Source organism: Alistipes sp. cv1, assembly GCF_900240235.1.
Lineage (GTDB): Bacteria > Bacteroidota > Bacteroidia > Bacteroidales > Rikenellaceae > Alistipes_A > Alistipes_A hominis.
In genome coordinates this window covers 1-25,909 of sequence record NZ_OEPW01000007.1, presented here as the reverse complement: position 1 = coordinate 25,909, position 25,909 = coordinate 1, and the positions used below count along the sequence as shown (strand labels likewise).

Annotated in this window: 22 protein-coding genes and 1 rRNA gene; 14 read left to right on the top strand and 9 right to left on the bottom strand. The window is 55.9% G+C overall.

What is annotated here, in order from left to right; translation table 11 throughout:
* Positions 1–17 precede the first annotated feature (17 nt).
* The 7 genes from C1A08_RS10960 to C1A08_RS10930 all read right to left on the bottom strand — a co-directional run bounded on the left by C1A08_RS10960 (position 18) and on the right by C1A08_RS10930 (position 7,092).
* Complete coding sequence (locus tag C1A08_RS10960; RefSeq protein ID WP_101573471.1) at positions 18–1,043, bottom strand: homoserine O-acetyltransferase family protein; 1,026 nt, start codon at positions 1,041–1,043, stop codon at positions 18–20.
* 277 nt (positions 1,044–1,320) lie between these two features.
* Positions 1,321–2,340: a vWA domain-containing protein gene (locus C1A08_RS10955; RefSeq protein ID WP_055203191.1), complete on the bottom strand. Its 1,020-nt coding sequence runs from the start codon at positions 2,338–2,340 to the stop codon at positions 1,321–1,323.
* 12 nt (positions 2,341–2,352) lie between these two features.
* Positions 2,353–3,348, bottom strand: coding sequence for a vWA domain-containing protein (locus C1A08_RS10950; RefSeq protein WP_101573469.1), 996 nt, complete (start codon positions 3,346–3,348; stop codon positions 2,353–2,355).
* A 43-nt stretch (positions 3,349–3,391) separates the two neighbouring features.
* Entirely contained in the window at positions 3,392–4,168 is a 777-nt protein-coding gene (locus C1A08_RS10945; RefSeq protein ID WP_055203193.1) for a tetratricopeptide repeat protein, read from the bottom strand.
* Positions 4,165–5,175, bottom strand: coding sequence for a hypothetical protein (locus tag C1A08_RS10940; protein ID WP_101573467.1), 1,011 nt, complete (start codon positions 5,173–5,175; stop codon positions 4,165–4,167). The genes C1A08_RS10945 and C1A08_RS10940 overlap by 4 nt, the downstream gene beginning before the upstream one ends.
* A 23-nt stretch (positions 5,176–5,198) precedes the next feature.
* A complete protein-coding gene (locus C1A08_RS10935) occupies positions 5,199–6,080 on the bottom strand; it encodes a DUF58 domain-containing protein (protein WP_101573465.1) in 882 nt (293 codons plus the stop codon).
* Between the two features lie 13 nt (positions 6,081–6,093).
* A complete protein-coding gene (locus C1A08_RS10930) occupies positions 6,094–7,092 on the bottom strand; it encodes an AAA family ATPase (RefSeq protein WP_055203198.1) in 999 nt (332 codons plus the stop codon).
* Positions 7,093–7,338: 246 nt separating this feature from the next.
* On the opposite strand from C1A08_RS10930, the gene C1A08_RS10925 reads away from it, so the two are divergent.
* From C1A08_RS10925 to C1A08_RS10875, 12 genes are all read left to right on the top strand, one after another.
* Positions 7,339–9,828: an ATP-dependent helicase gene (locus C1A08_RS10925; protein WP_101573662.1), complete on the top strand. Its 2,490-nt coding sequence runs from the start codon at positions 7,339–7,341 to the stop codon at positions 9,826–9,828.
* Positions 9,829–9,941: 113 nt separating this feature from the next.
* Complete coding sequence (locus C1A08_RS10920) at positions 9,942–10,313, top strand: CidA/LrgA family protein (protein WP_055203200.1); 372 nt, start codon at positions 9,942–9,944, stop codon at positions 10,311–10,313.
* Entirely contained in the window at positions 10,297–10,986 is a 690-nt protein-coding gene (locus C1A08_RS10915; protein ID WP_101573660.1) for an LrgB family protein, read from the top strand. Before C1A08_RS10920 ends, C1A08_RS10915 begins: the two co-directional genes overlap by 17 nt.
* Before the next feature lie 58 nt (positions 10,987–11,044).
* Positions 11,045–11,686, top strand: a complete 642-nt coding sequence (nth, locus tag C1A08_RS10910; protein WP_055203202.1) for an endonuclease III — start codon at positions 11,045–11,047, stop codon at positions 11,684–11,686.
* A gap of 109 nt (positions 11,687–11,795) precedes the next feature.
* On the top strand, positions 11,796–13,253 hold the full coding sequence (locus tag C1A08_RS10905; protein WP_101573463.1) for a S41 family peptidase: 1,458 nt from the start codon (positions 11,796–11,798) through the stop codon (positions 13,251–13,253).
* Between the two features lie 16 nt (positions 13,254–13,269).
* Positions 13,270–14,295 (top strand): DHH family phosphoesterase, encoded by a 1,026-nt coding sequence (locus C1A08_RS10900; RefSeq protein ID WP_055203206.1) that lies wholly within the window; start codon positions 13,270–13,272, stop codon positions 14,293–14,295.
* A 105-nt stretch (positions 14,296–14,400) separates the two neighbouring features.
* On the top strand, positions 14,401–14,649 hold the full coding sequence (locus C1A08_RS13285) for a hypothetical protein (protein WP_055203208.1): 249 nt from the start codon (positions 14,401–14,403) through the stop codon (positions 14,647–14,649).
* Positions 14,650–14,678: 29 nt separating this feature from the next.
* Positions 14,679–15,224 (top strand): PH domain-containing protein, encoded by a 546-nt coding sequence (locus tag C1A08_RS10895; protein ID WP_055203209.1) that lies wholly within the window; start codon positions 14,679–14,681, stop codon positions 15,222–15,224.
* Between the two features lie 140 nt (positions 15,225–15,364).
* The gene (locus C1A08_RS10890) at positions 15,365–17,608 is read left to right on the top strand and encodes an aconitate hydratase (RefSeq protein ID WP_101573459.1); all 2,244 of its coding nucleotides are present in this window, start codon (positions 15,365–15,367) and stop codon (positions 17,606–17,608) included.
* Between the two features lie 202 nt (positions 17,609–17,810).
* Positions 17,811–18,173: a 50S ribosomal protein L19 gene (rplS, locus tag C1A08_RS10885; RefSeq protein WP_055203213.1), complete on the top strand. Its 363-nt coding sequence runs from the start codon at positions 17,811–17,813 to the stop codon at positions 18,171–18,173.
* Positions 18,174–18,384: 211 nt separating this feature from the next.
* Complete coding sequence (locus C1A08_RS10880; protein ID WP_101573457.1) at positions 18,385–19,320, top strand: sensor histidine kinase; 936 nt, start codon at positions 18,385–18,387, stop codon at positions 19,318–19,320.
* Positions 19,321–19,333: 13 nt separating this feature from the next.
* The gene (locus C1A08_RS10875; protein WP_101573658.1) at positions 19,334–19,987 is read left to right on the top strand and encodes a response regulator; all 654 of its coding nucleotides are present in this window, start codon (positions 19,334–19,336) and stop codon (positions 19,985–19,987) included.
* A 63-nt stretch (positions 19,988–20,050) separates the two neighbouring features.
* On the opposite strand, the gene C1A08_RS10870 is transcribed toward C1A08_RS10875, so the two are convergent.
* Positions 20,051–21,598, bottom strand: a complete 1,548-nt coding sequence (locus C1A08_RS10870) for a hypothetical protein (protein ID WP_055203218.1) — start codon at positions 21,596–21,598, stop codon at positions 20,051–20,053.
* 72 nt (positions 21,599–21,670) lie between these two features.
* The gene (locus tag C1A08_RS10865) at positions 21,671–22,891 is read right to left on the bottom strand and encodes a hypothetical protein (protein WP_125147128.1); all 1,221 of its coding nucleotides are present in this window, start codon (positions 22,889–22,891) and stop codon (positions 21,671–21,673) included.
* 327 nt (positions 22,892–23,218) lie between these two features.
* On the opposite strand from C1A08_RS10865, the gene proS reads away from it, so the two are divergent.
* Both proS and C1A08_RS10855 read left to right on the top strand, forming a co-directional pair.
* Positions 23,219–24,703 (top strand): proline--tRNA ligase, encoded by a 1,485-nt coding sequence (gene proS / locus C1A08_RS10860; protein WP_055203223.1) that lies wholly within the window; start codon positions 23,219–23,221, stop codon positions 24,701–24,703.
* A 1,093-nt stretch (positions 24,704–25,796) separates the two neighbouring features.
* Positions 25,797–25,909: ribosomal RNA gene (locus C1A08_RS10855) — 16S ribosomal RNA — on the top strand; the annotation flags it as partial.

Genomic DNA, 25,909 nt, shown 5'->3' with positions numbered 1-25,909 from the left:
GTGAAAATAACGGGATGTTACCGGGCCGTCGGCGTACCGATGAACGGTTTGAGCAGCGCGTTCAGCTTGTCGTATTCGACCAGGAACCCGTCGTGGCCGAACGGCGAGTCGATCAGCCGTAGCTGGCATTGCGGGATGTGACGGTACAGGAAGACCTGTTCCGAGACGGGAAAGATCATGTCCGACGAAATTCCCACGACCATCGTCGGGCTCGCGACCGATCCGAGCGCGCTTTCGATGCCGCCGCGGTAGCGTCCGACGTTGTGCGAGTCGAAAGCCTGTGTCAGGCGGTAGTAGGAGTAGGCGTCGAAACGGCGGCACAGTTTGTCACCCTGGTATTGCTGGTAGGTCGTCGCCCGGAATCCGGCTATTTTGTACAGGTTGTCGTTTTCCTGCTGCGTGGCGTTGTAAGCCGACGAACCGCGGTAGCTGAGCAGACCGATCGACCGGGAAACCCGCATACCCTTTTTCCCGGCTTCAGGGTCTTCCTGTCCGAAACTGGCGTCCGTTTCGATGGCCATGCGCTGCGATTCGTTGAAAGCGATGGCCCACGGCTGGCTGCGGGCCGCCGTTGCGATCAATACCAGTTTTCGGGCGAAGTTCGGTCGCGTCAGCGCCATTTCGAGGGCCTGGAATCCGCCGATCGAACTGCCGACGACGGCGTGAGCCGATGCGATGCCGAGGTGGTCGGCCAGCAGAAAATGGGCGTTGACCATGTCGCGTACCGTGATGAAGGGGAATGTGCCGTAGTACGGCTTCCCGGTCGCGGGATCGATGCTCAACGGACCGGTCGATCCGTAATGCGAGCCGATGATGTTCGCGCAGACGATGAAATAACGCTTCGGGTCGAGAAACCGGCCCTGCTCGACCGTATGCGGCCACCAGTCGGCTACGTCCGAGTTGGCTGTCAGCGCGTGGCAGACCCAGACCGCGTTGTTCCCTTTGAACGTCCCGAACGTGTGGTAGGCGATGGTCAGCTCGGGAAGCTTCTCTCCGTTTTCGAGCGCGAAAGGTTGGTCGTATTTGAAGTAGCGTACCGGCATCTGTCGTCGGGTTTAGTTTTCTGAATAAAAATCGAATATTTCGCAAATTTACTTGATTTTCCATAGATTCATGTGCGCCCGCGAAAAAAATCGCCTAAAAAGTAATTTTATGCATTTTGTTCGGGTTGTTTTGTCGGTCGATATTCACAATCGGACACAGTGCCCGGGAAGCGGATCTTGGAAGACGAGAAAACTGCAAAGCCGGCAAAATTCGAAAAGATTTTTGCCGGCTTTGGACGGATCGGCCGTACCGGAAGGAAAATGCTTTCGGAGGGCTTTATTGTTTTCGGAAGATATTCAGACGGCTCAGGATACGGCTTTTCCGTTCGAGCATGACGAATTCGATCAGTAGCAGCAGCAGTCCGATTCCGATCAGGTATTGGTATTGTTCGTTGAAATCTTCGAAAACGCTGGACGATAGTTGTTTTTTCTCGACTTCGTTGATCTTCTTGACGATTTCGTCGAGTCCGAGGCTGCGGTTCGTGGCGCGGATGTAAGCGCCTCCGGTCGACAGGGCGATCTGTTCGAGCGTCGCTTCGTCGAGTTTCGATACGACCATGTTTCCTTTTTCGTCCTTGATGAAATTCCCGTCGATCGGGATCGGGGCGCCTTCCGGACTTCCGATGCCGATCGTATAGATCTTGATCCCCTTTTCGGCGGCGGCCTTTGCTGCGGCAATGGCGTCGTCTTCGTGGTTCTCGCCGTCCGAGATGATGACGATGACGCGGCTGCCGTCGCTACCCGACGAAAACGATTGGGACGCCAGGTCGATGGCCGCGCCGATGGCCGTTCCCTGTCTCGAAACCATGGTAGGGGAGATGTTGTTCGCAAACGTGCGGGCGATGACGTAATCGGAGGTGATCGGAAGCTGCATATAGGCATCGCCGGCGAATACGATCAGTCCGATTTTATCCTGATGAAGCTGTTCGATCAGCCGGTCGATCGCGAATTTGGTGCGTTCGAGTCGGTTCGGTTCGAAATCCTGCGCCAACATGCTGTTCGATACGTCGACCGCCAGCATCATTTCGATCCCCGTGCGCGTGACCTCTTTCAGCTTGGAACCGAACTGCGGTCGCGCCAGGCCGATGACGATGAAGACCAGCGCCAGCGCGAAGATCGTGAACTTGGTGCGTACCCGTTTCGGAGAGGCCTCCGGCATCAGTCCCCGGACGGTTTCCGGGTCGCCGAAGCGTTCCAACGCCCGTCGCCGGACGCGTACCGAGTACCAGTAGACGCCGATCAGCACGGGGACGAGGATCAGCAGGTAGAAATATTCGGGTGTTGCAAATCTGAACATAGTCGTACGGTTTTACGGAATCTGGCGCAGCCACAGTTTACGGATCAACATTTCGCAAACCAGCAACGCGAGCGCGGCCAGCGCGAAAAGGGCGAACCGTTCGTAATAACGGGTGACGTTTTCCACCTCCACGCGGCTTTTTTCCATTTGGTTGATCTCTTCGTAGATGTCGCGCAGTTTGTTGTTGTCGGTCGCCCGGAAATATTTGCCGCCCGTTTTTTCGGCGATTTGGGTCAGCATTTTTTCGTCGATCTCGACTTTCATCGGTACGTAGCTGATGTTGCCCCACATGTCGAGCGCCGGGTATGGAGCCGTCCCTTCGCTGCCGACGCCGATCGTGTAGACACGGATGCCGAGCGTTTGGGCGATATCGGCCGCGGTCAGCGGAGCGATCTGCCCGCTGTTGTTGACGCCGTCCGTGAGCAGGATCACCACCTTGCTTTTGGCCGAGCTCTCGCGCAGCCGGTTGACCGCTGTGCCGAGCCCGTTGCCGATTGCCGTGCCGTCTTCGATGATGCCGCTTTTGACGGTGCCGAGGATATTGACCAGCGAGGCTTTGTCGGTGGTCAGCGGACTCTGCGTAAAGCTTTCGCCGGCGAATACCACCAGGCCGATCCGGTCGTTCGGACGGTCCATGATGAAATTGGCGGCCATCTCTTTCGCGGCCGAGATCCGGTCGGGCTGGAAATCCCTTGCCAGCATACTGCCGGAGATGTCGAGCGCCAGCACGATGTCGATCCCCTCGGTCGAGCTGCTGGTGTTTTTCGATGTGCTTTGCGGGCGGGCCAGCGCCACGATCAGCAGCGCCGTCGCCAGGCATCTCAGAACGAACGGCAGGTGCTGCAGGTAGTATTTGGGCCCGTGCGGAAGCCGCCGTACGCCGGCTACGGTCGATATCCGCATCGTAGCCTTCCCCTGCCGCATCCGGTAGATGTAATAGGCGACCATCGGCAGCAGCAGCAGCAACAGCCATAATAATTTGGGATTCGCGAATTTTGTTATGTCCACCACGTCGATTGCTGATTTAAACAGATTTTTTCACCGGACGGCCCTACCAGTTTTTTCCCGAGTTTCCGACGGTCACCGCCTTCTTTTCGTCCACTTTCTTCTTTGTCTTGTCCTCGCTGCCCTGGACGGCGTCGAGCATCCGCTCGGCTTCTTCGCGGCTCATGCCCCCCTGCGGCGGTTGCTGTCCGCCGGACGGAGGCTGCTGATCCTGTTTGTCGGGATCGTTGCCGTTTTGATTATTATCCGGATTGTCTTTGTTTCGGTCTTTATCCGGGTCTTGGTTCGGATCGTTTTTATCGTTTTTATTTTGGTCGTTCCGGTTGTCCTTGTTCTGGTCTTTGTTCTGATCCTTGTTTTGATCGTTTTTGTTCTGATCGTTTTTGTCTTTGTCGAGCAGTTTTTTTGTGTAGGCGTAGTTGAACTTTGCTTCCATGTCGGCCGGATTCAACCGCAGCGAGTTTTTGTACGCTTCGAGGGCTTCCTGCAGTTTGCGCTGCTGGAACAGGGCGTTTCCCTGGTTGAAATAGGCCGAAGCCGCGTTGTCCAGACGGGCCGAGTCGGCAGCCAGTTGTTCGTTCAGTCCGGCCGCTTCGTCGTAACGTTTCTGTTTGTACAGCGCGTCGGCCAGGTTGAAGTTCGCTTCGTAGGAATCGGGCTGTTTTTCCAGCGCTTTGCGGTAGGAGATCTCGGCTTCGGAGTACTCCGCTTTCCCGTAAAATTTGTTGCCCGAACGGATGTCGCGGCGTTCGGGGTATTTCTGTCCCGCCGCCGTCCCGGCCGCCAATAGCAGCAGACAGGTTATGATCGTATGGCGTATCATGCGTCGTCCTCCTTCTTTTCCTCGGTTTTGATCGGTTCGATCTCGGCGGCGGGCTGTTCCACCTCGACCGCTTTGGTCTCTTCGATGAAATAGTAAGCGTCCGTGTAGACCGTTTCGTTCTGATCCGCATCCGGTGTGAATTTGGCGAATTTTACGAAATCGGCGGTGATCAGGATGTCTTTGAGCCGCTTGATCGATTTCTCCGGTAAGGATTCGCGGATCATCCTGTCCAAGATCTCTTGCGAAGTCATTTCCAGCGCTTTGACCGGGTAACGGGTGCTCAGGTATTCGCGCAGGATGTCGGTGATGCCGGTGTAATAGGCTTTTTGTTTCCCGCTTTGCCATAGTTTCTGCGAGTGCAGTTTTTCGAGCTGCCGGATCGCCGTTACGTGCGGCGGTTCGGCCGGGACGCGTTTGCCGCCGGACTGCCGTTTGCCGCGGAACCGTTTGACGAGCAGGAAGACGACCAGGGCGATCAGCGCGGCCCCGAGCAGACCCGTCAGCAAGTAGCCGCCGTATTCGCCGAACCGGACGGGAACTTCGAGCGGGAGCTTGACGTCGTGGATCGTCTGCGTGGCCGTGTCGACCGACAGCGTATTGACGAAAATCCGCAGCGAATCCATCGACCACAACGTGTCGATTATGTTTTTATTGATGTAAAGCACCGGGAACTTTCCGATACGGTAGTCGGCCTCTTCGAAACAGGTCAGCAAGTAGGATTTTTTCAGCGTAATCCGGCGTCCGTCGGTTTTCAACGTATCGACGGGTCCTTCGGCGAGTATTTCGATGTCGGTCGAATCGCCGCCCAGATGTCCTCTGTCGAAAACGGGGAATTCGACGACCTCCATCACGTCCTTGTCGACCTCGATGTCGAGCCGGAACTGGTCGCCGATCAACACCGAGTCGGCCGAGAACCGCGCCTCGACGGACGGCGTTTTCGGTTGTGCGGACAGCGAACCTGCGATCAGCAGCAGAGCTACGGTGAATATTTTTTTAACGTAAAACATACGGTTTGTCAGCTTGGCGCCGGTTACCGGCGTTTAAAGAGTTTCATCAATGACGTGACATAGTCTTCTCCCGTCGCGATCTTCACGTTGTCGACCCGGCAGCGTTTCAACGACGAATCGATCAGCGCGCTGGTCTGTTCCCAGTTACGGGCGTAGGCGTCGCGGACGGCGCGCGAAGCCGTGTCGACCCACACTTTTTCGCCCGTCTCGGCGTCTTTCAGTTCGAGGATTCCCACATCCGGAAGCTGCTGTTCGCGGCGGTCGTAGACCCGGATTCCGACCATGTCGTGTTTGCCGGAGGCGATTTTCAGCGCGTCTTCGAACCGGGCGTGACCGTCGGCCGTGTCCATGAAGTCGGACAGTACGAAGGCCGTCGAACGTTTTTTCAGGATATTGGTCAGGTAGCGCAGCCCTTCGGAAATGTCCGTGCCGTTATTCTCGGGCATGAAGCTGATCAACTCCTTGATGATCATCAACACGTGCGCGCGGCCCTTTTTCGGCGGGATGAACTTTTCGACGCGGTCGCTGAAGAAGATGCAGCCCACCTTGTCGTTGTTCTGCGCGGCGGAAAAGGCCAGCACGGCGGCGATCTCGGTGATCGTGTTTTTCTTGAGCTTTTCGGTCGTGCCGAACATGCGCGAACCGCTGACGTCGATCAACAGCATCATCGTCAGCTCGCGCTCTTCCTCGTAGATCTTGATGTGCGGCTGGCGGCTGCGGGCGGTGACGTTCCAGTCGATATCGCGGACGTCGTCGCCCACGCGGTATTCGCGCACTTCGCTGAAGGCCATACCGCGCCCTTTGAAAGCGCTGTGGTATTTGCCGGCGAAGATATCGTTGCTCAGCCCCCGCGTCTTGATCTCGATCCTGCGGACCTGTTTGAGAATATCGCTGCTGCTCTCCATGACGGTTTACGGACTAAGGTACTTCGACGTTGTTGAGGATTTCGGTGACGATCTCTTCGGTGGAGACGTTTTCGGCCTCAGCTTCGTAGGTCAGTCCGATACGGTGCCGCAGCACGTCGTGGCATACGGCGCGCACGTCCTCGGGGATCACGTAGCCGCGCCGCTTGATGAAGGCGTAGCTTTTGGCCGCCTTCGCCAGCGAAATGCTCGCGCGCGGCGAGCCGCCGTAGCTGATCAGCGAAGCGAGCCTCGCCATGTTGTATTCAGACGGTTCGCGCGTGGCGAAGATGATGTCTACGATGTATTTCTCGATTTTTTCGTCCATATAGACGTCGCTGACCACCTCGCGGGCTTTCAGAATGTCTTCCGGCGCGATGACCCGGTTCGGTTTGGGCAGCCCGCCGCCCAGCATGTTCAGTCGCATGATGTCGCGTTCTTCTTGTTTCTTCGGATAGGTGATCCGCGCTTTCAGCATGAAACGGTCGACCTGCGCTTCGGGCAACGGGTAGGTGCCTTCCTGTTCGAGCGGGTTCTGCGTGGCCAGTACGAGGAACGGTTCCGGCAGTTTGTAGGTCGTGTCCCCGATGGTAACCTGACGCTCCTGCATTGCTTCGAGCAGCGCGCTCTGCACTTTGGCCGGGGAGCGGTTGATTTCGTCGGCCAGGATGAAGTTGGCGAAGATCGGCCCCTTCTTCACCGAAAACTCTTCGGTCTTCTGGCTGTATATCAGCGTACCGATCAGGTCGGCCGGCAACAGGTCGGGGGTGAACTGGATGCGGCTGAAGTGGGCGTTCACGGCCTGCGCCAGCGTCGTGATGGCCAGCGTCTTGGCCAGTCCCGGGACGCCTTCCAACAGGATGTGGCCGTTCGACAGCAGGCCGATCAGCAGCGTGTCAACCAGGTGTTTCTGGCCGACGATCACCTTGCTCATCTCCAGGTTCAGCGTATCGACGAAGACGCTTTCGCGCTCGATCCGCTCGTTGAGTTCCTTGATATTGATTACTTCACTCATATCTTGAAAAATTACGTATAATCCGTATGCCGTTCTCTGTTTCGGGCATTGATTTAAACGATTGACACGCAAATTTATTGTAAAATTTTTAATTTATGCCCTCTTGTGCCAAATTTCAGACCGTTATCCGTTTCGGCGGTCGTTTGCGCGCCGTCCGCCGGAGGGATTTGCTCTCCGAAGGGACGTTTTTGCGAAAATTTCCGGATTCTAATGCTTACCTTTGCGGCGTTAATAATGTCGATCGTTGTGTCTGAATATATCCAAAAACTGAACGATGCGCAGCGCGAGGCCGTCGTCAACTTCCGGTGTCCGTCGCTGATCGTGGCCGGGGCCGGTTCCGGCAAAACCCGCGTGTTGACCTGCCGCATCGCCTATATGCTCGAACAGGGCGTAGCCCCCGATACGATCCTCGCGCTGACTTTCACGAACAAAGCGGCGGCCGAGATGCGCGAACGGATCGGGCAGTTGCTGTCGCCGCAGGCCACTCGCCGGATCTGGATGGGAACGTTCCACTCGCTGTTCTCGCGCATCCTGCGCGCCGAGGCCGACAAGCTGGGCTATCCCTCTTCCTACACGATCTACGACGCGTCGGACGCCCGCAACCTGGTCAAGCAGATCATCCGCGAGATGAATCTCAGCGACGAGACTTACAAGCCCGGCGATATCGCCGCCCGGATCTCGCTGGCGAAGAACAACCTGATCACGCCGGGCGCTTACGAGGCGAACGCTTCGTTGCAGGCCGAAGACCGGGAACGCCGCCGACCGCAGTTCGTCGATATTTATAAACTCTACGTGCAGAAATGCAGGCAGAACGGGGCGATGGATTTCGACGACCTGCTGCTCAATACGAATATCCTGTTCAAAGATTTTCCGGACGTGCTGGCCCGCTACCAGGCGCAGTTCCGCTACATTCTGGTCGATGAGTATCAGGATACCAATTTCGCGCAGTACGTGATTATCCGGCGGTTGGCCGAGCAGCATTCGAACGTCTGCGTCGTCGGCGACGATGCGCAGAGCATCTACTCGTTTCGCGGAGCGAAGATCGAAAACATCCTGCGGTTCCGCAACGACTTTCCGGATGCGCGGATTTTCAAGCTCGAACAGAATTACCGTTCGACGCAGACGATCGTCGATGCGGCGAACAGCATCATCGAAAAAAATACGAAGCAGATCCGCAAACGCTCCTTCTCGACTGCCGAGCAGGGCGAAAAAATCAAGGTGATCAAGGCCTATACCGATAAGGAGGAGGCGATCCTGATTGCCGGCGACATCGCTTCGACGGTGCGAGAAAAGGATCTTTCTTACAGCGAGATAGCGATTCTGTACCGTACCAATGCGCAGTCGCGCTCGCTCGAGGAGTCGCTCCGCGGGCGAAACATTCCCTATAAAATCTACGGCGGCGTGTCGTTCTACCAACGAAAGGAGATCAAGGATTTGCTGGCTTACGTGCGCTTGGTCGTGAACCCGAAAGACGACGAGGCGTTCCGCCGGGTAATCAACACCCCGGCGCGCGGGATCGGCGACGTGACGGTGAACCGGATTGCGGCAGCCGCGGCGGAACGGAATCTGAGCCTGTGGGAAGCGGTCAGCACGCTTTCGTCGGACGATATGGAGATGAAAGGGGCCGCCGGTAAAAAAGTGACCGCTTTTGCGGGGATGATCGGCGAGTTGTCCGGTATGCGGGCCACGGCCGAAGCTTACGAGCTCGGTCTGGAAATCGCCGTCCGTTCCGGAATTATCGGAACCTACAAAATGCAGCAGACCCCGGAAGCGGTCAGCGCGCTGGAAAATATCGAAGAGCTGATCAACTCGGTCAGGGCCTATACCGACGAACAAAAGCGGATCGCGGCCGAATCGGGCGACGATGCGCAGGCGCGCGTGACGCTCGACGAATGGCTGCAAAACGTTGCGCTGCTGACCGATATGGACAACGAGAAGCCCGAAGAGCGCAACAAAGTGACGATGATGACGGTGCATGGCGCCAAAGGGCTTGAGTTCGAATACGTGTACGTGGCGGGACTGGAAGAGAACTTGTTCCCGAGCATGATGAGCCTCGGCAACGAGGAGGGGCTCGAAGAGGAGCGCCGGCTGTTTTACGTGGCGTTGACGCGGGCCAAACGGGGAGCGGTGCTCTCGTTCGCCGAGTCGCGTTTTAAATGGGGCGAAATGACTTTTTGCCGGCCCAGCCGTTTTCTCGGCGAGATCGACCCGAAGTTTCTCGACATCCAGTTCGACGCCGACGACCTGTCGGCGCCGGAAGGAGGGAACGACGCTCCGGTGCGGACGGCATACGGCGGCCGGGGCGGTTACCGGAAACAGGAAGCCGGGCGCAAGGATTATACGGGGAACGCCCGGACGTATTATTCCGGCCGGGAGCAGTCCCGCGGGGAACGTTCGTCCGAACGTCCTGCGCAGGGATGGTTTCGACATGCGGCGGCTCCTGTCCGGGAGATGTCGCCGGTCGTGCCCGACAGCCGTTTCCGCAGCGTGGGCAGCCGCCCGCAGGTCGAACCGGAGCAGCGGATTCCGTCCGCTCCCCGTCCGGCGGAAAGTGCCGGCGCGGGAGACGAGTTCGAGGTCGGAATGTTGGTGCGGCACGACAAATTCGGAACGGGACGCGTGACGCAGGTCGAGGAGTGGTCGGGCGACGTGAAAATTACGGTCGAGTTCGACGGAGCGGGACGGAAAACGCTGCTCCGGCGGTTCGCGAAGTTGACCCCGTTGCGGCGGGGGTGACGGGTCGCGTCCAGCCTGTGCCGGCCGTCGGACGGAATGGAATGGGTAAGGCGGATGAAAATCGACCGAAAGGTTTCGGCGTATTGTATTTTATTTATGACTAGTTCCTGAAAATGTACGGTATATTTCTGATTTTGTTGTTTTATCTGCTGGGATGCTTCGTCGCGGCCCTGATCGGGAATTTCGTTCCGGGCAGCGTGATCGGGATGATCCTGCTTTTCTGTGCGCTGTCGCTGAAGTGGGTGCGTCCGGGGCATGTGAAAAAGGTGTCGATGTTCCTGCTCGACAACATGATGTTGTTCTTTATTCCGGTCGGCGTCGGACTGATCACGTCCTACACGTTGCTGAGCCGCTACATGCTGGCCATCATCGTGGCTTCGTTGGTCAGCACGGTGCTGGTGATCGCGGTGGTCGGGCTGGTGGAGCAGAAACTGGAGTCGAAAAAACGGTCTAAAAAAGAAGATGATGATAAAGGAGATCGCTGATTCGCAGGTGTTCCTGCTGACGCTGACCGTCGGCGTTTACATCGGCGCGATGTGGTTGCGCCGCAAGGTCAACTGGGCGCTGTTGCATCCGATTTTCGTTTCGATCGTCGTGCTGATCGCCTTTTTGCGGCTGAGCGGGATCGAATACGAGCATTACATGCGGCAGACGCAGGTGATCGATTTTCTGCTGGGATTGTCGGTCGTCGCGCTCGGGTATATCCTGCACGATCAGATTTACAACATCCGAGGGAACGTGATTTCGATCGTCGTGGCGATCCTGGTCGGCAGCGCCGTGGGGATCGTCAGCGTCGCGTTGATCGCCCGTTGGATGGGGGCCGAGCCTGCCGTAGTCGCTTCGCTCGAACCGAAGTCGGTTACGACGGCGATCGCGCTGTCGGTGTCGGCCAACTCGGGCGGGATTCCGGCCCTGACGTCCGTGGCGGTAATCGTGGTCGGCGTGTTCGGCGGCATCGTCGGGCCGTGGGTGCTCCGCCGGGTCGGCGTCGAAAGCCGGATCGCCAAAGGACTGGCGATGGGCGCGGCGGCTCATGCGCTCGGAACGGCCCGCGCGATGGAATTGGGGGCCGTCGAGGGGGCTATCAGCGGGTTGGCCATCGGGTTGATGGGGCTGGCTACGGCGATCCTCGTTCCGATCCTTGGAAAAATATTGTAACTTTGTCATTGTCATAGAATAATCTATCCGGTTTCGAACTATTTAAAATCGATTTGCCATGAGACTGACTGAACGATACGCCCGAATCCTGGAATGGTTTCAGCAGAATATGCCCGTCGCCGAGAGCGAATTGCGCTACAAAGACCCGTACCAATTGCTGGTGGCGGTCATCCTGTCGGCGCAGTGCACCGACAAGCGGGTCAACATGACTACTCCGGCGCTGTTCGAGCGTTTCCCGACCCCGCAACGCATGGCCGAAGCGACGCCCGAGGAGATCTATCCTTATATCAAAAGTATTTCTTATCCGAACAACAAGGCGAAAAACCTGGCCGGCATGGCGCGGATGCTGGTGTCGGAGTTCGGCGGAGAGGTGCCGTCCGACCTCGATCAGTTGCAGCGATTGCCGGGCGTGGGGCGCAAGACGGCCAACGTGATCGGGATCGTCGTTTTCAACGAGGCCGTGATGCCGGTGGACACGCACGTGTTCCGGGTGTCCGACCGGTTGGGGCTGACCACGGGGGCCAAAACGCCGTTGCAAACCGAGCATCAGCTGACGGCGCATATTCCCCCCGAATTGCTCCCGATCGCGCACCACTGGCTGATCCTGCACGGGCGTTACGTATGCCTGGCCCGTAGACCCAAATGCGATCAGTGCGGCCTGACTCCGTGGTGCCGTTATTACGGGCGAAAGGAAAAGTGATTTTTTGCGACGATCTGCCGATAATTTACTATTTTTGTAAAATGCCGGATCAGGCCGCCTTCGGGCGGTCGGCGTCCGGGGACGGAATTGTCGGATTAAAACCGGAGTTATGAACGGACTGAAAGGGTGGTTTGCCGTGCTGGCGGGTTTGGCGCTGATATCCTGTGCCAAAGGCCCTTCGGAAGGGGGAGCGTCCGATCCTGCTACGGATGCCGCCGCCAACCGCTGGATCTATTCGCAGATGATCCGGCAGTACCTCTATAACGATTATACGAAGACGATAACTCCCGATTACAACCAGTCGTGCGAAAACTTTTTCACTGGACTGTTGTCCTCGCGTCCGACCGACAACGACGGGAAACATACCGGGACGGATAACTATTTTTACTCGTCTATGGAGCGCAGCGGAACGTCGAAAACGGCCGTTTCGGGCAAGGTCGCCACTTACGGGATCGAATACAAGTGCTATTATACCGACTATTCCAGAACGTATGTGGCGGCCCGGGTGCAGTTCGTGGTGAAGGGATCGCCCGCCGATAGAGCCGGAATACGGCGCGGGGACTGGATCTGTCTGGTCGACGGAAAACCGATCGGGTCGAACAACACGTCGGTACTGCGGCGGGGCGGAGCGGTGACGCTGTGGGTGGAGCGAATGGAAAAAACGATGCAGGGCGGGTTCGAAATTTATCAAACCGTTTACGAGAAATCCGTTTCGATGGACGCCGCCGAAACGCTGGACGTCTCTCCGGTACTGACCGATACGCTGATCGTACGCGGTTCCCGGCGGATCGGTTATCTCGTATACAACGAATTCCTGTCGGAGCCTGCCGGGGCGTCGGACGGGCGGTACGACGAACAACTCAAAGCGGTATTCGCCGATTTCAAACGACAGCATATCAACGAACTGGTGCTGGATTTTCGTTATAACGGCGGCGGTTACGTCAATACTTGTCGGTTGCTGTGCAGCATGATCGCGCCGCAGAGCGCGCTGGGACAGGTTTTCTGCATCGAACGTTTCAACGACGACCTGCATGCGCTGTACGGCGAGACGGTGCTGCGGTTCCTGCCGGAAGGCGAGGTGGGCGGCTGCAACCTGAATCTCGCCCGGCTTTATGTGCTGACCGGCCCGTGGACGGCTTCGTCGAGCGAGTTGGTGATCAACAACCTGCGGCCGTATATGCCGGTGAAGGTGGTGGGAACGACGACGGAAGGAAAAAACGTAGGATCGTCGGAGATCCGGTCGAACGTTTACGGGATCGTTTTACGTCCGATTACCGGCCGGGCTTTCAACCGCGATTACGAATCGGATTACGCGGACGGTTTCGATCCCGATTTTCCGGCGGACGACGACGATAATCAGGATCAGATGCTCGAATTGGGCGATCCGGACGAGTTCGTATTGCAGTACGCCCTGGCGGACATAGCCGGTTCGCCGGCCGCCGCGACGTCGAAGGCGGACGACCTGCTGCGCGGGCCTTATACGCCGGCGGGCGAACCGCAGCCGGAAGGAAGGATACGGGGGATGATATTTACGGCTCCGGGAGGAACGGACGGGCCGTTCGATTAAAAAAAGAAAAATTTTTATGGTAATTACGGAACAGAAACTGGATCAACTGCGGGAGATATTGGGCGGCGCTCCCAAAAAAATGGCGCTTCTTTCACATACCAATCCGGACGGCGATACGATCGGCGCCGCGCTGGCGTGGCGCGCGTACCTCGAACGTCTGGGGCATACGACGCGCTGCATCGCGCCGAACCGGTACCCTTATTTTCTCGAATGGATGACCGATATCGGGTATATCGGGGTTTTCAAGGAGGATGCGGACGGGGAGATGGCGAAGTTCATCGGCGAGGCGGACGTGATCTTTTGCATGGATTTCAATCAGATCAACCGGCTCGACCGGGTGACCGATACGGCGACGGCCAATACGACGGCCCAGCGCGTACTGATCGACCATCACCTGCATCCGCCGGTGGACGGTTATACGGTGCAGTTTTCCGATACGCACTCCTGTTCGACTTCCTATATCGTCTATCAGCTGATCGAGGCGCTGGCCGGAACCGATGCGATCGACCAGGCGATGGCCGAGGCGCTGTATGTCGGCATCATGACCGATACCGGCAATTTCAGTTTCAGCAACCTGACTTCCGATCTGTTCCGGGCCGTAGCGGTGCTGATCGACCGCGGAGTGAACGTGCCGTACGTCAACAGCAGCGTGTACGACAATTTTTCGGAGGGACGGATGCGGCTGCTCGGGTACATGCTGAACGACAAGATGGTGACCGACTATCGGTACGGCGTGGCGTACGTGTCCCTGACCGAGGAGGAGATGCGGCGCTTCAACTTCATACAGGGCGATAGCGAGGGGTTCGTCAATTATCCGCTGTCGATCCGGGGTATCCGCATGTCGGCGATGTTTATCCAGACGAAGCACAGCATCCGGGTGTCGCTCCGTTCGCGGGGCAGCGACGTGGACGTCAACGTGTTCGCGCGCCGTTATTTCGACGGCGGGGGACACCGTAACGCCGCCGGCGGCAAATCGTACGTGTCGATGGACGAAACGCTGAAAAATTTCCATACGTATCTTAAGGAGTATTTCGGGGCGTAGTTTTTTCGTCGGAAAATCGTTTTTTCACATTTGATGTAAAATAAGATCGTCGCCGGAAACGTTCGTAAAACGTATTGGATCGATGACCGAAATAGGTGATTCGTTATGAAAGTGGTTCTGAATTTTCTTTTGTACGCCGCGCTTTTTTTCGTCGTGATTTTCGCGATTACGTACGGGGCGGAAACATGGGCGTTCCACAGCGGCAAGAACATGCAGTCGATGCTGGTCGAATCCGGCGTGGCTGCGGCCGTTTTCGCCGTTTTCCTATGTATGGTAGCCGGCCGGGCCGAACGGGAGAAAGAGCGCAACGACAAAAAAAGGGAGGAACGCAGAAACGCGGCCGGGAAAGGATAATCGCCAGCCGTCTTAGGGAGGAAGTACCGATGGAAAAAAAATATAAATACCGCTACGACCGGCGCTGCCGGCGGATTACGGCGGCCCTGTTGTTGATTCTCGCCGGGCTGTTCGTTTGGTTTCATTTCGTCCTGGGAGGCGATTACCTGCCGGCCTGGGGACTCTTTTTCGTCGTCTGCATCATCACGCTGTACATCCTGTCCATTCCGCGTTACATCCTGCTGGACGACGCGGCGCTCGAGATCCATTGCATCGTCGACCTGACGCGGATTCACATCGAGGATATCGAACTGATCCGGCGGATCGAACGCAGCGAATTCCGCCGGCTGTGGCCGTTGCTCGGCAGCTACGGGTTCTGGGGATATTACGGCTACTATTTCAGCTTCCGGGAGTGGACGCTGTACAAGGTCTATGCGGCGGAGCGGAACAACCTGGTGCTGATCGAGGATATTTACGAGGATACCTACATCGTCAGTTGCGACGACCCGGATGGGCTGATCGCTTTCGTTTCGGAAGCCCGCGACCGGAAACGGGCCGAGATACTCAGGCACACGGCCGGGCAGATCGCGAAATGACCGTTCCGCAGAGCCGATAAATCCGTCGGGAGCGGGGACTCTTTTTGATAAATTGATTATCTTTGCAAAACGGGAGAATTTCCGTTTTGCGTTTTTATGCCCGTATCGAAAAGCAGGGTAATTTAATAAATATAGAGAAAATGGTATTTGACATTGAGTTGATTCGGAAAGTTTACGGCTCGTTCGCCGCCAGGGTGGAGCAGGCCCGGAAAGTGAAAGGAACGTCGCTGACGCTGGCGGAGAAAATCCTCTATGCGCACCTGTACGATGCGTCGGATGCGAAAGCGTTCCGCAGAGGGGTCGATTACGTGAATTTCCGTCCGGATCGCGTGGCGATGCAGGATGCCACGGCGCAGATGGCGCTGTTGCAGTTTATGAACGCCGGCCGCGACCGTTCGGCCGTTCCGGCGTCGGTGCACTGCGACCACCTGATTCAGGCCGACCGGGGGGCCGCTTCCGATGTGTCTACCGCCAACGATTCGAACCGCGAGGTGTACGATTTTCTCAAAAGCGTGGCCAATCGCTACGGGCTCGGTTTCTGGAAAGCCGGGGCCGGTATCATTCATCAGGTCGTGTTGGAAAACTACGCTTTTCCGGGCGGCATGATGATCGGGACGGATTCGCATACGCCGAACGCCGGCGGGCTCGGCATGGTAGCTATCGGCGTCGGCGGGGCCGATGCGGTGGACGTGATGGCAGGGATGCCGTGGGAGCTGAAAATGCCGAAGATCATCGGCGTGAAACTGACCGGGCGGCTCAGCGGCTGGGCTTCGCCGAAAGACGTGATCCTGAAACTGGCCGGGATACTGACCGTCAAGGGCGGAACCAATGCGATTCTGGAATATTTCGGCGACGGGGCGGCTTCGCTGTCTGCGACCGGCAAGGCGACGATCTGCAATATGGGCGCCGAGGTGGGGGCCACCACTTCGCTGTTCGCCTATGACGAGTCGATGGCGCGCTACCTGCGCGCTACCGGACGCGAAGAAGTGGCCGCGCTGGCCGACGGCATAGCCGGTTCGCTGCGCGCCGACGCCGAAACGGCCGCCGAGCCGGAAAAATATTACGACCGGGTGATCGAAATCGACCTGTCGTCGTTGGAACCCTATATCAACGGGCCTTTTACGCCCGATGCCGCGCATACGATCTCCGAATTCGGCGCCTGGGTGCGCGAAAAAGGGATCCCGCAGCGGATGGAAGTCGGCTTGATCGGATCGTGTACGAACTCTTCGTACCAGGATCTGAGCCGCGCCGCTTCGGTGGCGCGTCAAGCGGCCGCCAAAAAGCTGGAGACGAAAGCGAAGCTGCTGATCAATCCGGGTTCGGAGCAGGTGCGCTATACGGCCGAACGCGACGGAATCTTGCAGTCGCTGCTTGAGGCGGGCGGCACCGTGATGGCCAATGCTTGCGGTCCGTGCATCGGGCAGTGGGCGCGGCACGAGCCGGACAACACGCGTCCGAACTCGATCGTGACGTCGTTCAACCGGAACTTTGCGAAGCGGGCCGACGGCAATCCGAATACGCACGCTTTCGTGGCTTCGCCCGAACTGGTGATGGCGCTGACCATCGCCGGCGACCTGACGTTCAATCCGATGAAGGACACGCTGCAAAATGCTGCCGGACAGTCCGTGATGCTCGACGAACCGAAAGGGGACGAGTTGCCCGCCTCCGGGTTCGACGTGAAAGACAACGGGTACGTCGCGCCCGATCCGCACGCTTCCGGCGAGGTGGCGATCGCCGCCGGTTCGAATCGTCTGCAACGGCTGGAGCCTTTTGCCGCGTGGGACGGGAACGACTTTACCGATTTGCGGCTGCTGATCAAGGCGTCCGGCAAGTGCACGACCGACCATATCTCGATGGCGGGGCCGTGGCTGCGCTTCCGGGGACACCTCGAAAACATTTCGGACAACCTGCTGATGGGAGCCGTCAATAAATTCAACGGACAGACCAATTCGGTGCTCAATACGCTGGACGGCAGTTACGACGGCGTGTCGTCTGTGGCCAAAAAGTATAAGGCGAAGGGGATCGGTTCGATCGTCGTGGCCGAGGAGAACTACGGCGAGGGATCGTCGCGCGAACATGCCGCGCTCGAACCGCGCTTCCTGAATGTGAAGGTCGTGCTTGTCAAGTCGTTCGCGCGAATCCATGAAACGAACCTGAAAAAACAGGGTATGCTGGCGCTGACGTTCGCCGATCCGGCCGATTACGACCGCATCCGCGAGGACGACCGGATCGAAGTGACCGGCCTGAAAACGTTTGCGCCGGGCAGCCGGATGACCGTTACGCTGCGCCACAGCGACGGAACGTCCGAGTCGTTCGAAGCCAATCATACTTACAACGAACAGCAAATCAAGTGGTTCAAGGCGGGAGCCGCATTGAACTGCTAACGAATTGCAGCGGTATTTTCCGGCCGGACGGCGCGGATCGTCCGTCCGGAATTCCCTGAAAGTTCGAAAATATCACGGGTTTCGAGTGCAAAATATTGTTTTTTCAACGGAAAGCGTTATCTTTGCCCTCCCAAAGTGCAGGAATCTCTTGCGAGGACGTAGGGGCCCGCAATATTCCCACTATAAATTTAATTGAAAAGAGATGGATAATTTAATCAAGATCGCCCAGGATTCGATGTGGGTGAAGCCGGAAGTTCCCTCGTTCAAAAGCGGCGACACGATTACCGTGACCTACAAGATTGTCGAGGGTAACAAGGAACGTCTCCAGAGTTTCCGCGGCACGGTCATTCAGATCAAGGGCAGCGGTATTACGAAGATGTTCACGATTCGTAAAATTTCGGACGGTATTGGCGTGGAACGTATTTTCCCGGTTTACTCGCCGCATATCGACCGTATCGAGGTGAATAAAGTGGGTGTCGTTCGCCGTGCGCGTATTTACTACCTGCGCGAACTGACCGGTAAAAAAGCCCGTATCAAAGAGAAGAAAAGAGTGGTGGCCAAATAGTCCGGATAGCTTTTCGGATACGAAAGATTCTATACGACGGGGAACCAGCAGGCTGGTTCCCCGTTTTGTCGTTCCCGTCCCCGCCGGGCGGATAGTTGTTTTCGGCAGCCGGGACAGGACGCTTCGCCAGCGGCGGGGACGGTTAATCTGAAAATTTTGTATATTTACAAAATATTCGAACTCCGTTCCACTGTTAAACGGCTATTCTGCAATGGTTAAAGAGATACTGCTGATCATATCCGTCATCCTGCAAATCATTGCGGCGATCGTCGCTATCGGGCTGACGCGCCGTACCAAATACAACCTGTCGTGGATGTTGTTTACGGTCGCGCTGACCTGCATGGCGTTTCTGCGTCTCGGGGAGTACGTTCAGATCACCGATCTGAAGGAGTGGCGGTTGCCGTCGGAGTTCTTTATCTGGACAGGGATCGTTACTTCGCTCTGTTTCGCGGTCGGGATGCTCCTGGTGCAGAAAATTTTCAATTACATCGCCCGTGCCGAGCGTCAGCGGCGGATCAGCGAACGGCGGATACTGAACACCGTGTTGCGTACCGAGGAAAAAGAACGGCAGCGTTTTTCGAAAGATCTGCACGACGGATTGGGGCCGTTGCTTTCGTCCGCAAAGATGTCTATTTCGGCGCTTTCGTCCGGCGATACGGATGAACGCAACCGCGAGATACTGCGCAATGCCAACTACGTGATCGACGAAGCGATCCGCAGCCTGCGCGAGATCTCGGTCAATCTCAGCCCGCATATCCTGAACGATTTCGGGTTATCGCGGGCGATCTCGAATTTCATCAATAGGCTGCCGCGCGGCGCGATGCGGATCAATTTTTCGACGAACCTGCGGACGGAACGTTTCGATATGGATATCGAAGTGATCCTGTACCGGATCGTGTGCGAGTTGATTAACAACAGTCTGAAACACTCCGGGGCCTCGGTCGCTACCGTTTCGCTGGTTTACGCCGACGGCGTGCTGCGGCTCGATTACCGCGATAACGGATGCGGGTTCGACGTAGCGAAGGTCGAACAGAAAGGAATGGGAATCGCTAACATTCAGTCTCGGGTCAGTTCGCTGAAAGGCGATTTCGCGTTGAAAAGCATGCCCGGCCGCGGAATGAATGCGGTGGTCGAGGTGCATGTGTAAAAAAAGGACGGTTATGGAAAGAACTTGTAAAATAGTGTTGGCGGACGATCATACGCTGTTCCGCAACGGACTTAAGACGTTGTTGTCGGGCATCCGGAATTTCGAAGTGACCGGCGAGGCTTCCGACGGTTGCGAGTTGCTCGAACTGCTGGGGCGCGAAACTCCGGACGTCGTGCTGTTGGATATCGAGATGCCGAAAATGAACGGCATCGTGGCCGCCGAAGAAGCGCTGAAACGTTGGCCCGACCTGCGGATTATCACGCTCTCGATGTACGGCGACGAGGATTACTATTTCAAAATGGTGTCGCTCGGCGTGAAAGGTTTTATTCTGAAAAATTCAGAAATCAAGGACGTCGTAGCCGCGATCGAAACGGTGGTCGACGGAGGAAGTTTTTTCTCGCAGGAGCTGTTGTTCAATCTGGTAAGCAATCTCAAATCGACTCCGTCGTCGGTGCCGGAGGACAGCCCCGAACAGCTTTCGCAACGCGAGTCGGAGATCCTGCTGCACATCTGCCGCGGCGAGTCGAACAACGAGATCGCCGATGCGCTGTTCATTTCGAAACGCACTGTCGATAAGCACCGGTCGAACATCCTGGCTAAAACCGGATGCCGGAATACGGCGAACCTGGTCGTCTATGCGATCAAGCACAACCTGGTGGAGATATGAAACGAAACACTCCCGGAACGCGTTACGAACGGTTCCGGGAGTGTCGTATAACAGGGACGGCGTTTAGAACTTGAGTCCCGCCGACAGGGTGATCGTGTTGCGGTTCTGCTTGGTATCGACGGCTCCCGACTGGATGGTGTATTTATCTTTATCGTCGTAGAAATAGAACATCTGGTAGGGAGCGTATTTGTACGCGGTGTAAATATAGGTCGCGTCCAGGTAGAAATTCTGGAAACGGAATCCCAAGCCGGCCGAATAGTTCTCGTAAGAACGGACGTTCGCCTGGTTGATGAAGGCGTCCTTCGTCCGGATGCACTCCCCGTAATTGGCATAGCCGACCCGCACGTAGAAGTTTTTTAGCGGAGTCGCCTCGACGCCCACCCGGAAGTTGTTCGCCGGCTGAAAGAACGACTTGATGTCCTGGTTGAGATCCTGTTCGAATTCCCAGTTGTTTCCGTTCATGTTTCGGATCTTCATGTTGTCGTACCATACCCGTTCGTAATCGGCCGTGATCAGCCCTACGCCCGGGAGCGTGAACGAAATACCCGTGAGCAGCCGCGTGGGGGTGTTGATGTTGTACTGGTTGGGGGCGTACGGGCTCTCCTGCCAGTTTTGCTGGGTGTTGAATTCCGCCGACATGTATTCGGTGTACTCCTCGTTCATGCTGACGTAGGTCGGCGTATGGACGGCCACGCCGATCCGCAGGTTGTCGACCGGACGGAGGATGGCCCCGAACTTGAAATTCACGCCGGTGCCGTCCTGACGCAGCGTCCGGATGTAATTCAGGCGATTCAGCGGCAGCGTATTGTTGCTGTAAGTTTCGCTGTAATTGTTTTCGTTCCGGAAGTAAATATCCTGAATCCCGACCGTAAACCCGAGGTAGAGGATATTCTGGAAGTTGAATCCGCCGGAGATGTCGTATTCGCCGATACTTCCCTTGTTGATGTTGTACAGCGACGGGTTGATCCGCGCGTCTTTCGAAAGGTTGTTCCACGGGGCGTAATAGTTGTCGCCTACCGGGTCGAGCACATAGGTGTTGTAGGCCAGAATTCCACCCCATTGTCCGATAGCGAGGCTCTGGAACGGGCTAATCGGGTCTTCGGGAGTCATTCGCAGCGTCGATTCGCTGACTCCGCGGATATCTTCCGCGAATACTTCGGTCATCGACTGTCCGATCCCTTGTCCGTAAGCCGCCGACGTGGTATTGAAATCGGCCAGTTTCGTATAACCTACGCCCAGCGTGAAGCTGGTCAGCGCGCCTGTTCCCTGGTAGAGGTTCAGCGCTGCCCCGACATTGCCCAGCGAAAACCGGGTGCGCGAATAGTCGTTGCTCCGTCCCTGAAAGCCGCTTTCCATGTTACTCCAGGTCAGCGACGGCGATATGCCGACTTCCGATCCCCGGTAGATTCCCAGACCTGCCGGATTGATGTTCATCGAAGAGAGATCCGCGCCGAGCGATGTGAAAGCTCCGCCGAGCGCCGCGCTGCGTGCCGTTCCGAATGAATAGTTGTACTGAGATAGATTCAGTAGGTCGCCCGGAGTCTGGGCGGTCGCCGTTGCGAACGGAAGCGCCGCGATGACGCATAGCGTGACGAATTTGTTTTTTTTCATAATTCGTTCTTTGATTAATTCGATGTTGAGTTTCGTGTTCGAGGTTTGTCGTTGCCGGAAGCCGGCCGAAGATTATCTCCGATAGCTTGCGCCGCCGCCCGACGATTGTCCGCCGCCGGTGTATCCTCCTCCTCCGCCCCGGTAGCCGGACCCGGTGCTCGGCGAGTAGCTGCTGCCCGAAGAGGGAGCGGTGCTTCCGCGCCGGTACGACGATCCCGAATTGTTGTTAACCGACGGGCTTACGGTGGTAGTCGGCCCCGATGCGGTTCCGCCGCGCCGGTAGGACGAACTGCCCGAAGACGTTCCCGAACCGGTGCTGCCGATCGAACTGCCGCTCGAGGTCGTACCGCCCCGGCGGTACGACGAGCCGCCGTTCAGCGACGAGCCGGTAGTCGTTCCGGGCCGGTAGGTCGATGAAGTGGTTCCTCCCCGGCGGTAGCTGGGTCCCGACGACCCCCGCCCTGCGGAAGATACCGTGCCGCCCGTTCCGGTTCTCGGACGGTTCCAAACCGTGTTCTTATTATTGTATTTAGGGTAATAATCGTATCCCCAGTGATGATGCGGGCCGTACCATCCTCCGTAATAGGGCGGATACCAGCCGCCGTACCATCCTCCGTACCAGCCGTTCCAACTGTTCCATCCCCAATTCCATCCCCAGTTCCAACTGTTATAAGGGTAGTATCCCGAATACCAACTCCACGACGGGCTCCATCCCCACCACCACGGGCTGCTCCAGTTCCATGCGGGGGAGCTCCATCCCCACAGTCCGAGATTGATGTTTACGTTGGCTGTTCCCCAGTCGCCGTACAAGGAGGGGGCGTATTTGGGTTCTACGAGCACTTGGTCGCCGAGGACCGTCACGTCGTAATAGGCCGGATCGTAGGCGGAGGCATAGCGTCCCGAGGTGTTGGCATTTTCGTTTTGGACGTCGCTCTGCCTGTCGTCGCTCAGCGAACCGAGACTTTTCAGACGGCTTGCGTAAGAATCTCCGCCGTAACCGCCCGCGATCAAGCTGCTGCGCGATTCGTCCTCTTGTCGGTCGTTCAGTTCGGATACGGCCCGGGCCACTTCCTCGCGGCGGGCCCGTTCGGCCTCTTCCGCGGCGCGCTGCGCTTCCTGCTGCCGGATGAGACGCTGCTGCTTCTCGGCGGCGATCGCTTTCCGGTTGTGCGTTACGTATAAATCGTCGGTGGCAGCGGATGAAGTGCTCGAATAGACGGTTGCACTGCATCCTCCCAGCAGCGTGGCAACGACCACGCTGCCCAATACGGTTATTAATTTTCGGCTTTTCATGGCACTCTATTTTTTCTGTTTCGCGGAATGGCGGCCTTTTCGCCGCCGCCGCATTCCATCATATATAGGTATAACGAAAATTATACCCGAAAGTTATTGCTCCGGAAATAAATTTCACGGTTCCGGAGGGCGCGCGCGCCGTTTTTAAAAGATGCATCTGCGCCCTCCGAACGTTGCGTGGCGCGGGTCGAATGTTTTTCCTTTTTCCAGGGAAAAACCGATCCGGCCTCGTTGCCAAAGATATTCAATTTTTACGATTTTTGGAAAAATACTATACCTTTGTAAATTCACAAACCGAAGTATTTTAAGACTGAAAAGTAGTTTGATATGGCAAAAGAGCTGAAAGAGTTGACATCACGGGACGAAAACTATTCGCAGTGGTATAACGATCTGGTGGTAAAAGCGGGACTGGCCGAGAATTCGGCAGTTCGCGGATGTATGGTGATCAAACCGTACGGTTATGCGATCTGGGAAAAGATGCAGCGTGCGCTGGATCAGATGTTCAAAGATACCGGGCATGAAAACGCTTATTTCCCGCTGTTTATCCCGAAGTCGTTTTTCAGCAAGGAGGCGCATCATGTCGAGGGGTTTGCCAAGGAGTGCGCCGTGGTGACCCATTACCGGCTGAAAAACGATCCCGACGGCAAGGGCGTGATCGTCGATCCCGATGCCAGGCTCGAGGAGGAGCTGATCGTCCGCCCGACCTCCGAGACCATTATCTGGAATACCTATAAAAATTGGATTCAGTCGTACCGCGACCTGCCGATTCTTTGCAACCAGTGGGCTAACGTGGTGCGTTGGGAGATGCGTACGCGCCTGTTCCTGCGGACGGCCGAGTTCCTGTGGCAGGAGGGGCATACGGCGCACGAAACCCGGGAGGAAGCGATGGCCGAAGCGAAAAAAATGATCGGCGTCTACAAGGAATTTGCCGAAAAGTGGATGGGGCTGCCGGTGATCGTGGGGCACAAGAGCGACAGCGAACGTTTCGCCGGGGCCGACGACACGCTGACGATCGAGGCGCTGATGCAGGACGGGAAAGCGCTGCAAAGCGGAACGTCGCACTTCCTCGGACAGAATTTCGCAAAAGCGTTCGACGTGCAGTTTACCAATAAGGAGGGTAAGCTCGATTATGTGTGGGCGACCTCGTGGGGCGTTTCGACCCGTTTGATGGGGGCCCTGATCATGGCGCACTCCGACAATAACGGGCTCGTGCTGCCGCCGAAGCTGGCTCCGATACAGGTCGTGATGATCCCTATTTACAAAGGCTCCGAAGAGTTGGCGCAGATATTGGCCCGGCTGGACGAGATTGCCGCCGAACTGAAAAAACGGGGAATCAGCGTTAAAATCGATGCGCGGGACAATGTCCGCACCGGTTTCAAATTCGCGGAATACGAGTTGAAAGGCGTCCCCGTTCGCCTGGCGATGGGGCCGCGCGACTTTGCCGGCGGTACGATCGAACTGGTTCGCCGCGATACGCTCGAAAAAGCGACCGTTCCGCAACAAGGGCTGGAAGATGCCGTCGAACGGCTTCTCGGCGAGATACAGCAGAATATTTATGATAAAGCGCTGAAATTCCGCGACGGTATGATTACGCGGGTCGACACGTACGACGAGTTCAAACGGGTGCTCGACGACAAAGGCGGCTTTATCCTGGCCCATTGGGACGGCTCGCCCGAAACGGAAGAGCGCATCAAGAACGAGACGAAAGCGACGATCCGGTGCATTCCGGTCGACGCCCCCGCCGAAGAGGGAGTCTGCATCGTCAGCGGAAAGCCTTCGCACCGCCGCGTCCTTTTTGCCAGGAGTTATTGATGTTTCTCTCTTTTAGATGAATAAGGCCTCTGTAAAAACAGAGGCCTTATTCATGGATGAGGGAATAATTGTTGTTTCAATGAAGATTCCTTAAATGTTCTTTTGGGTGCAGTGCAACGGTTTGTCAATTGTTTTGGTCAACTGTAAAGAAACGGTCGAGAATTCCCTGCAAGTAAAGACTGGTGACCGATGGAAGTGCTTTTTCTGGAATGGAAACAGCACTCATTGTCATATCCGGATTAAGAACAAAACAATAGGGTGTATTTAATTCGTCTAATTTGGATACTTCCGTTATGCTGTAACAAGGCCATCTTTCGATATTGTAGGATCTGCTGTTTTTCTTGAACAAGTGAAAATCCGGATATTCAGTCATGATAACGGGTGTTATACCGTATTTCTTTGCAAAACTTATCATTCGACTAAATGCAAATGTTATAAATATTGTAAAGGTAATAGTTCGATTAATATAATGTCTATATATACCTTAAATACTAAAAGAGCGAAGTTGCCTATTTGATTTGTATTGCCAGATGTTTGATCGATTCCGATTAAGTATTTATCGGTTGGAGATTGAATATTCCAATGATCTCTATTGACGATTCGCTTTAAAAGAATGCAGACCTTTGAGAAAGAATGAAATTTAAAAAAGATGAATATTTGAAGGATTGATAATTGTAGTTAATATACAATAATACAGATTTTTATATGTATTGAAATGGACGGATGAGATGAATGCATGAATAAAAAAAACAAAAAAAGATCGGATAAAATTTGCAGGATAAAAAAAAGTCTCTACATTTGCACCCGCTAAACGAAAGTAAAGCAGTTCTTTCAAAAGGTTGTCGAAAATAAAATTTGCAAATTTTGCAAAGAAACATTTGGAAATTTAAAAATCCGCCGTATCTTTGCAGTCCGATTCGCTCTTAAAATCAGAGCGATTTTTTTAGCGGTCTTTGCGAACTTTTCGCAACATGAAACAGGTTCTTTGAATTATTGGTAATATTTGAGAAAAACAAGTAAATGTAGTATTTATCAATTCCTAAATTATTTCAGGAAATTCAAGTAGTCAGGACTCTAATGATTTAAATTTTTTACAATGGAGAGTTTGATCCTGGCTCAGGATAAACGCTAGCGGCAGGCCTAACACATGCAAGTCGAGGGGCAGCGGAAGAAGTAGCTTGCTACTTCTGCCGGCGACCGGCGCAC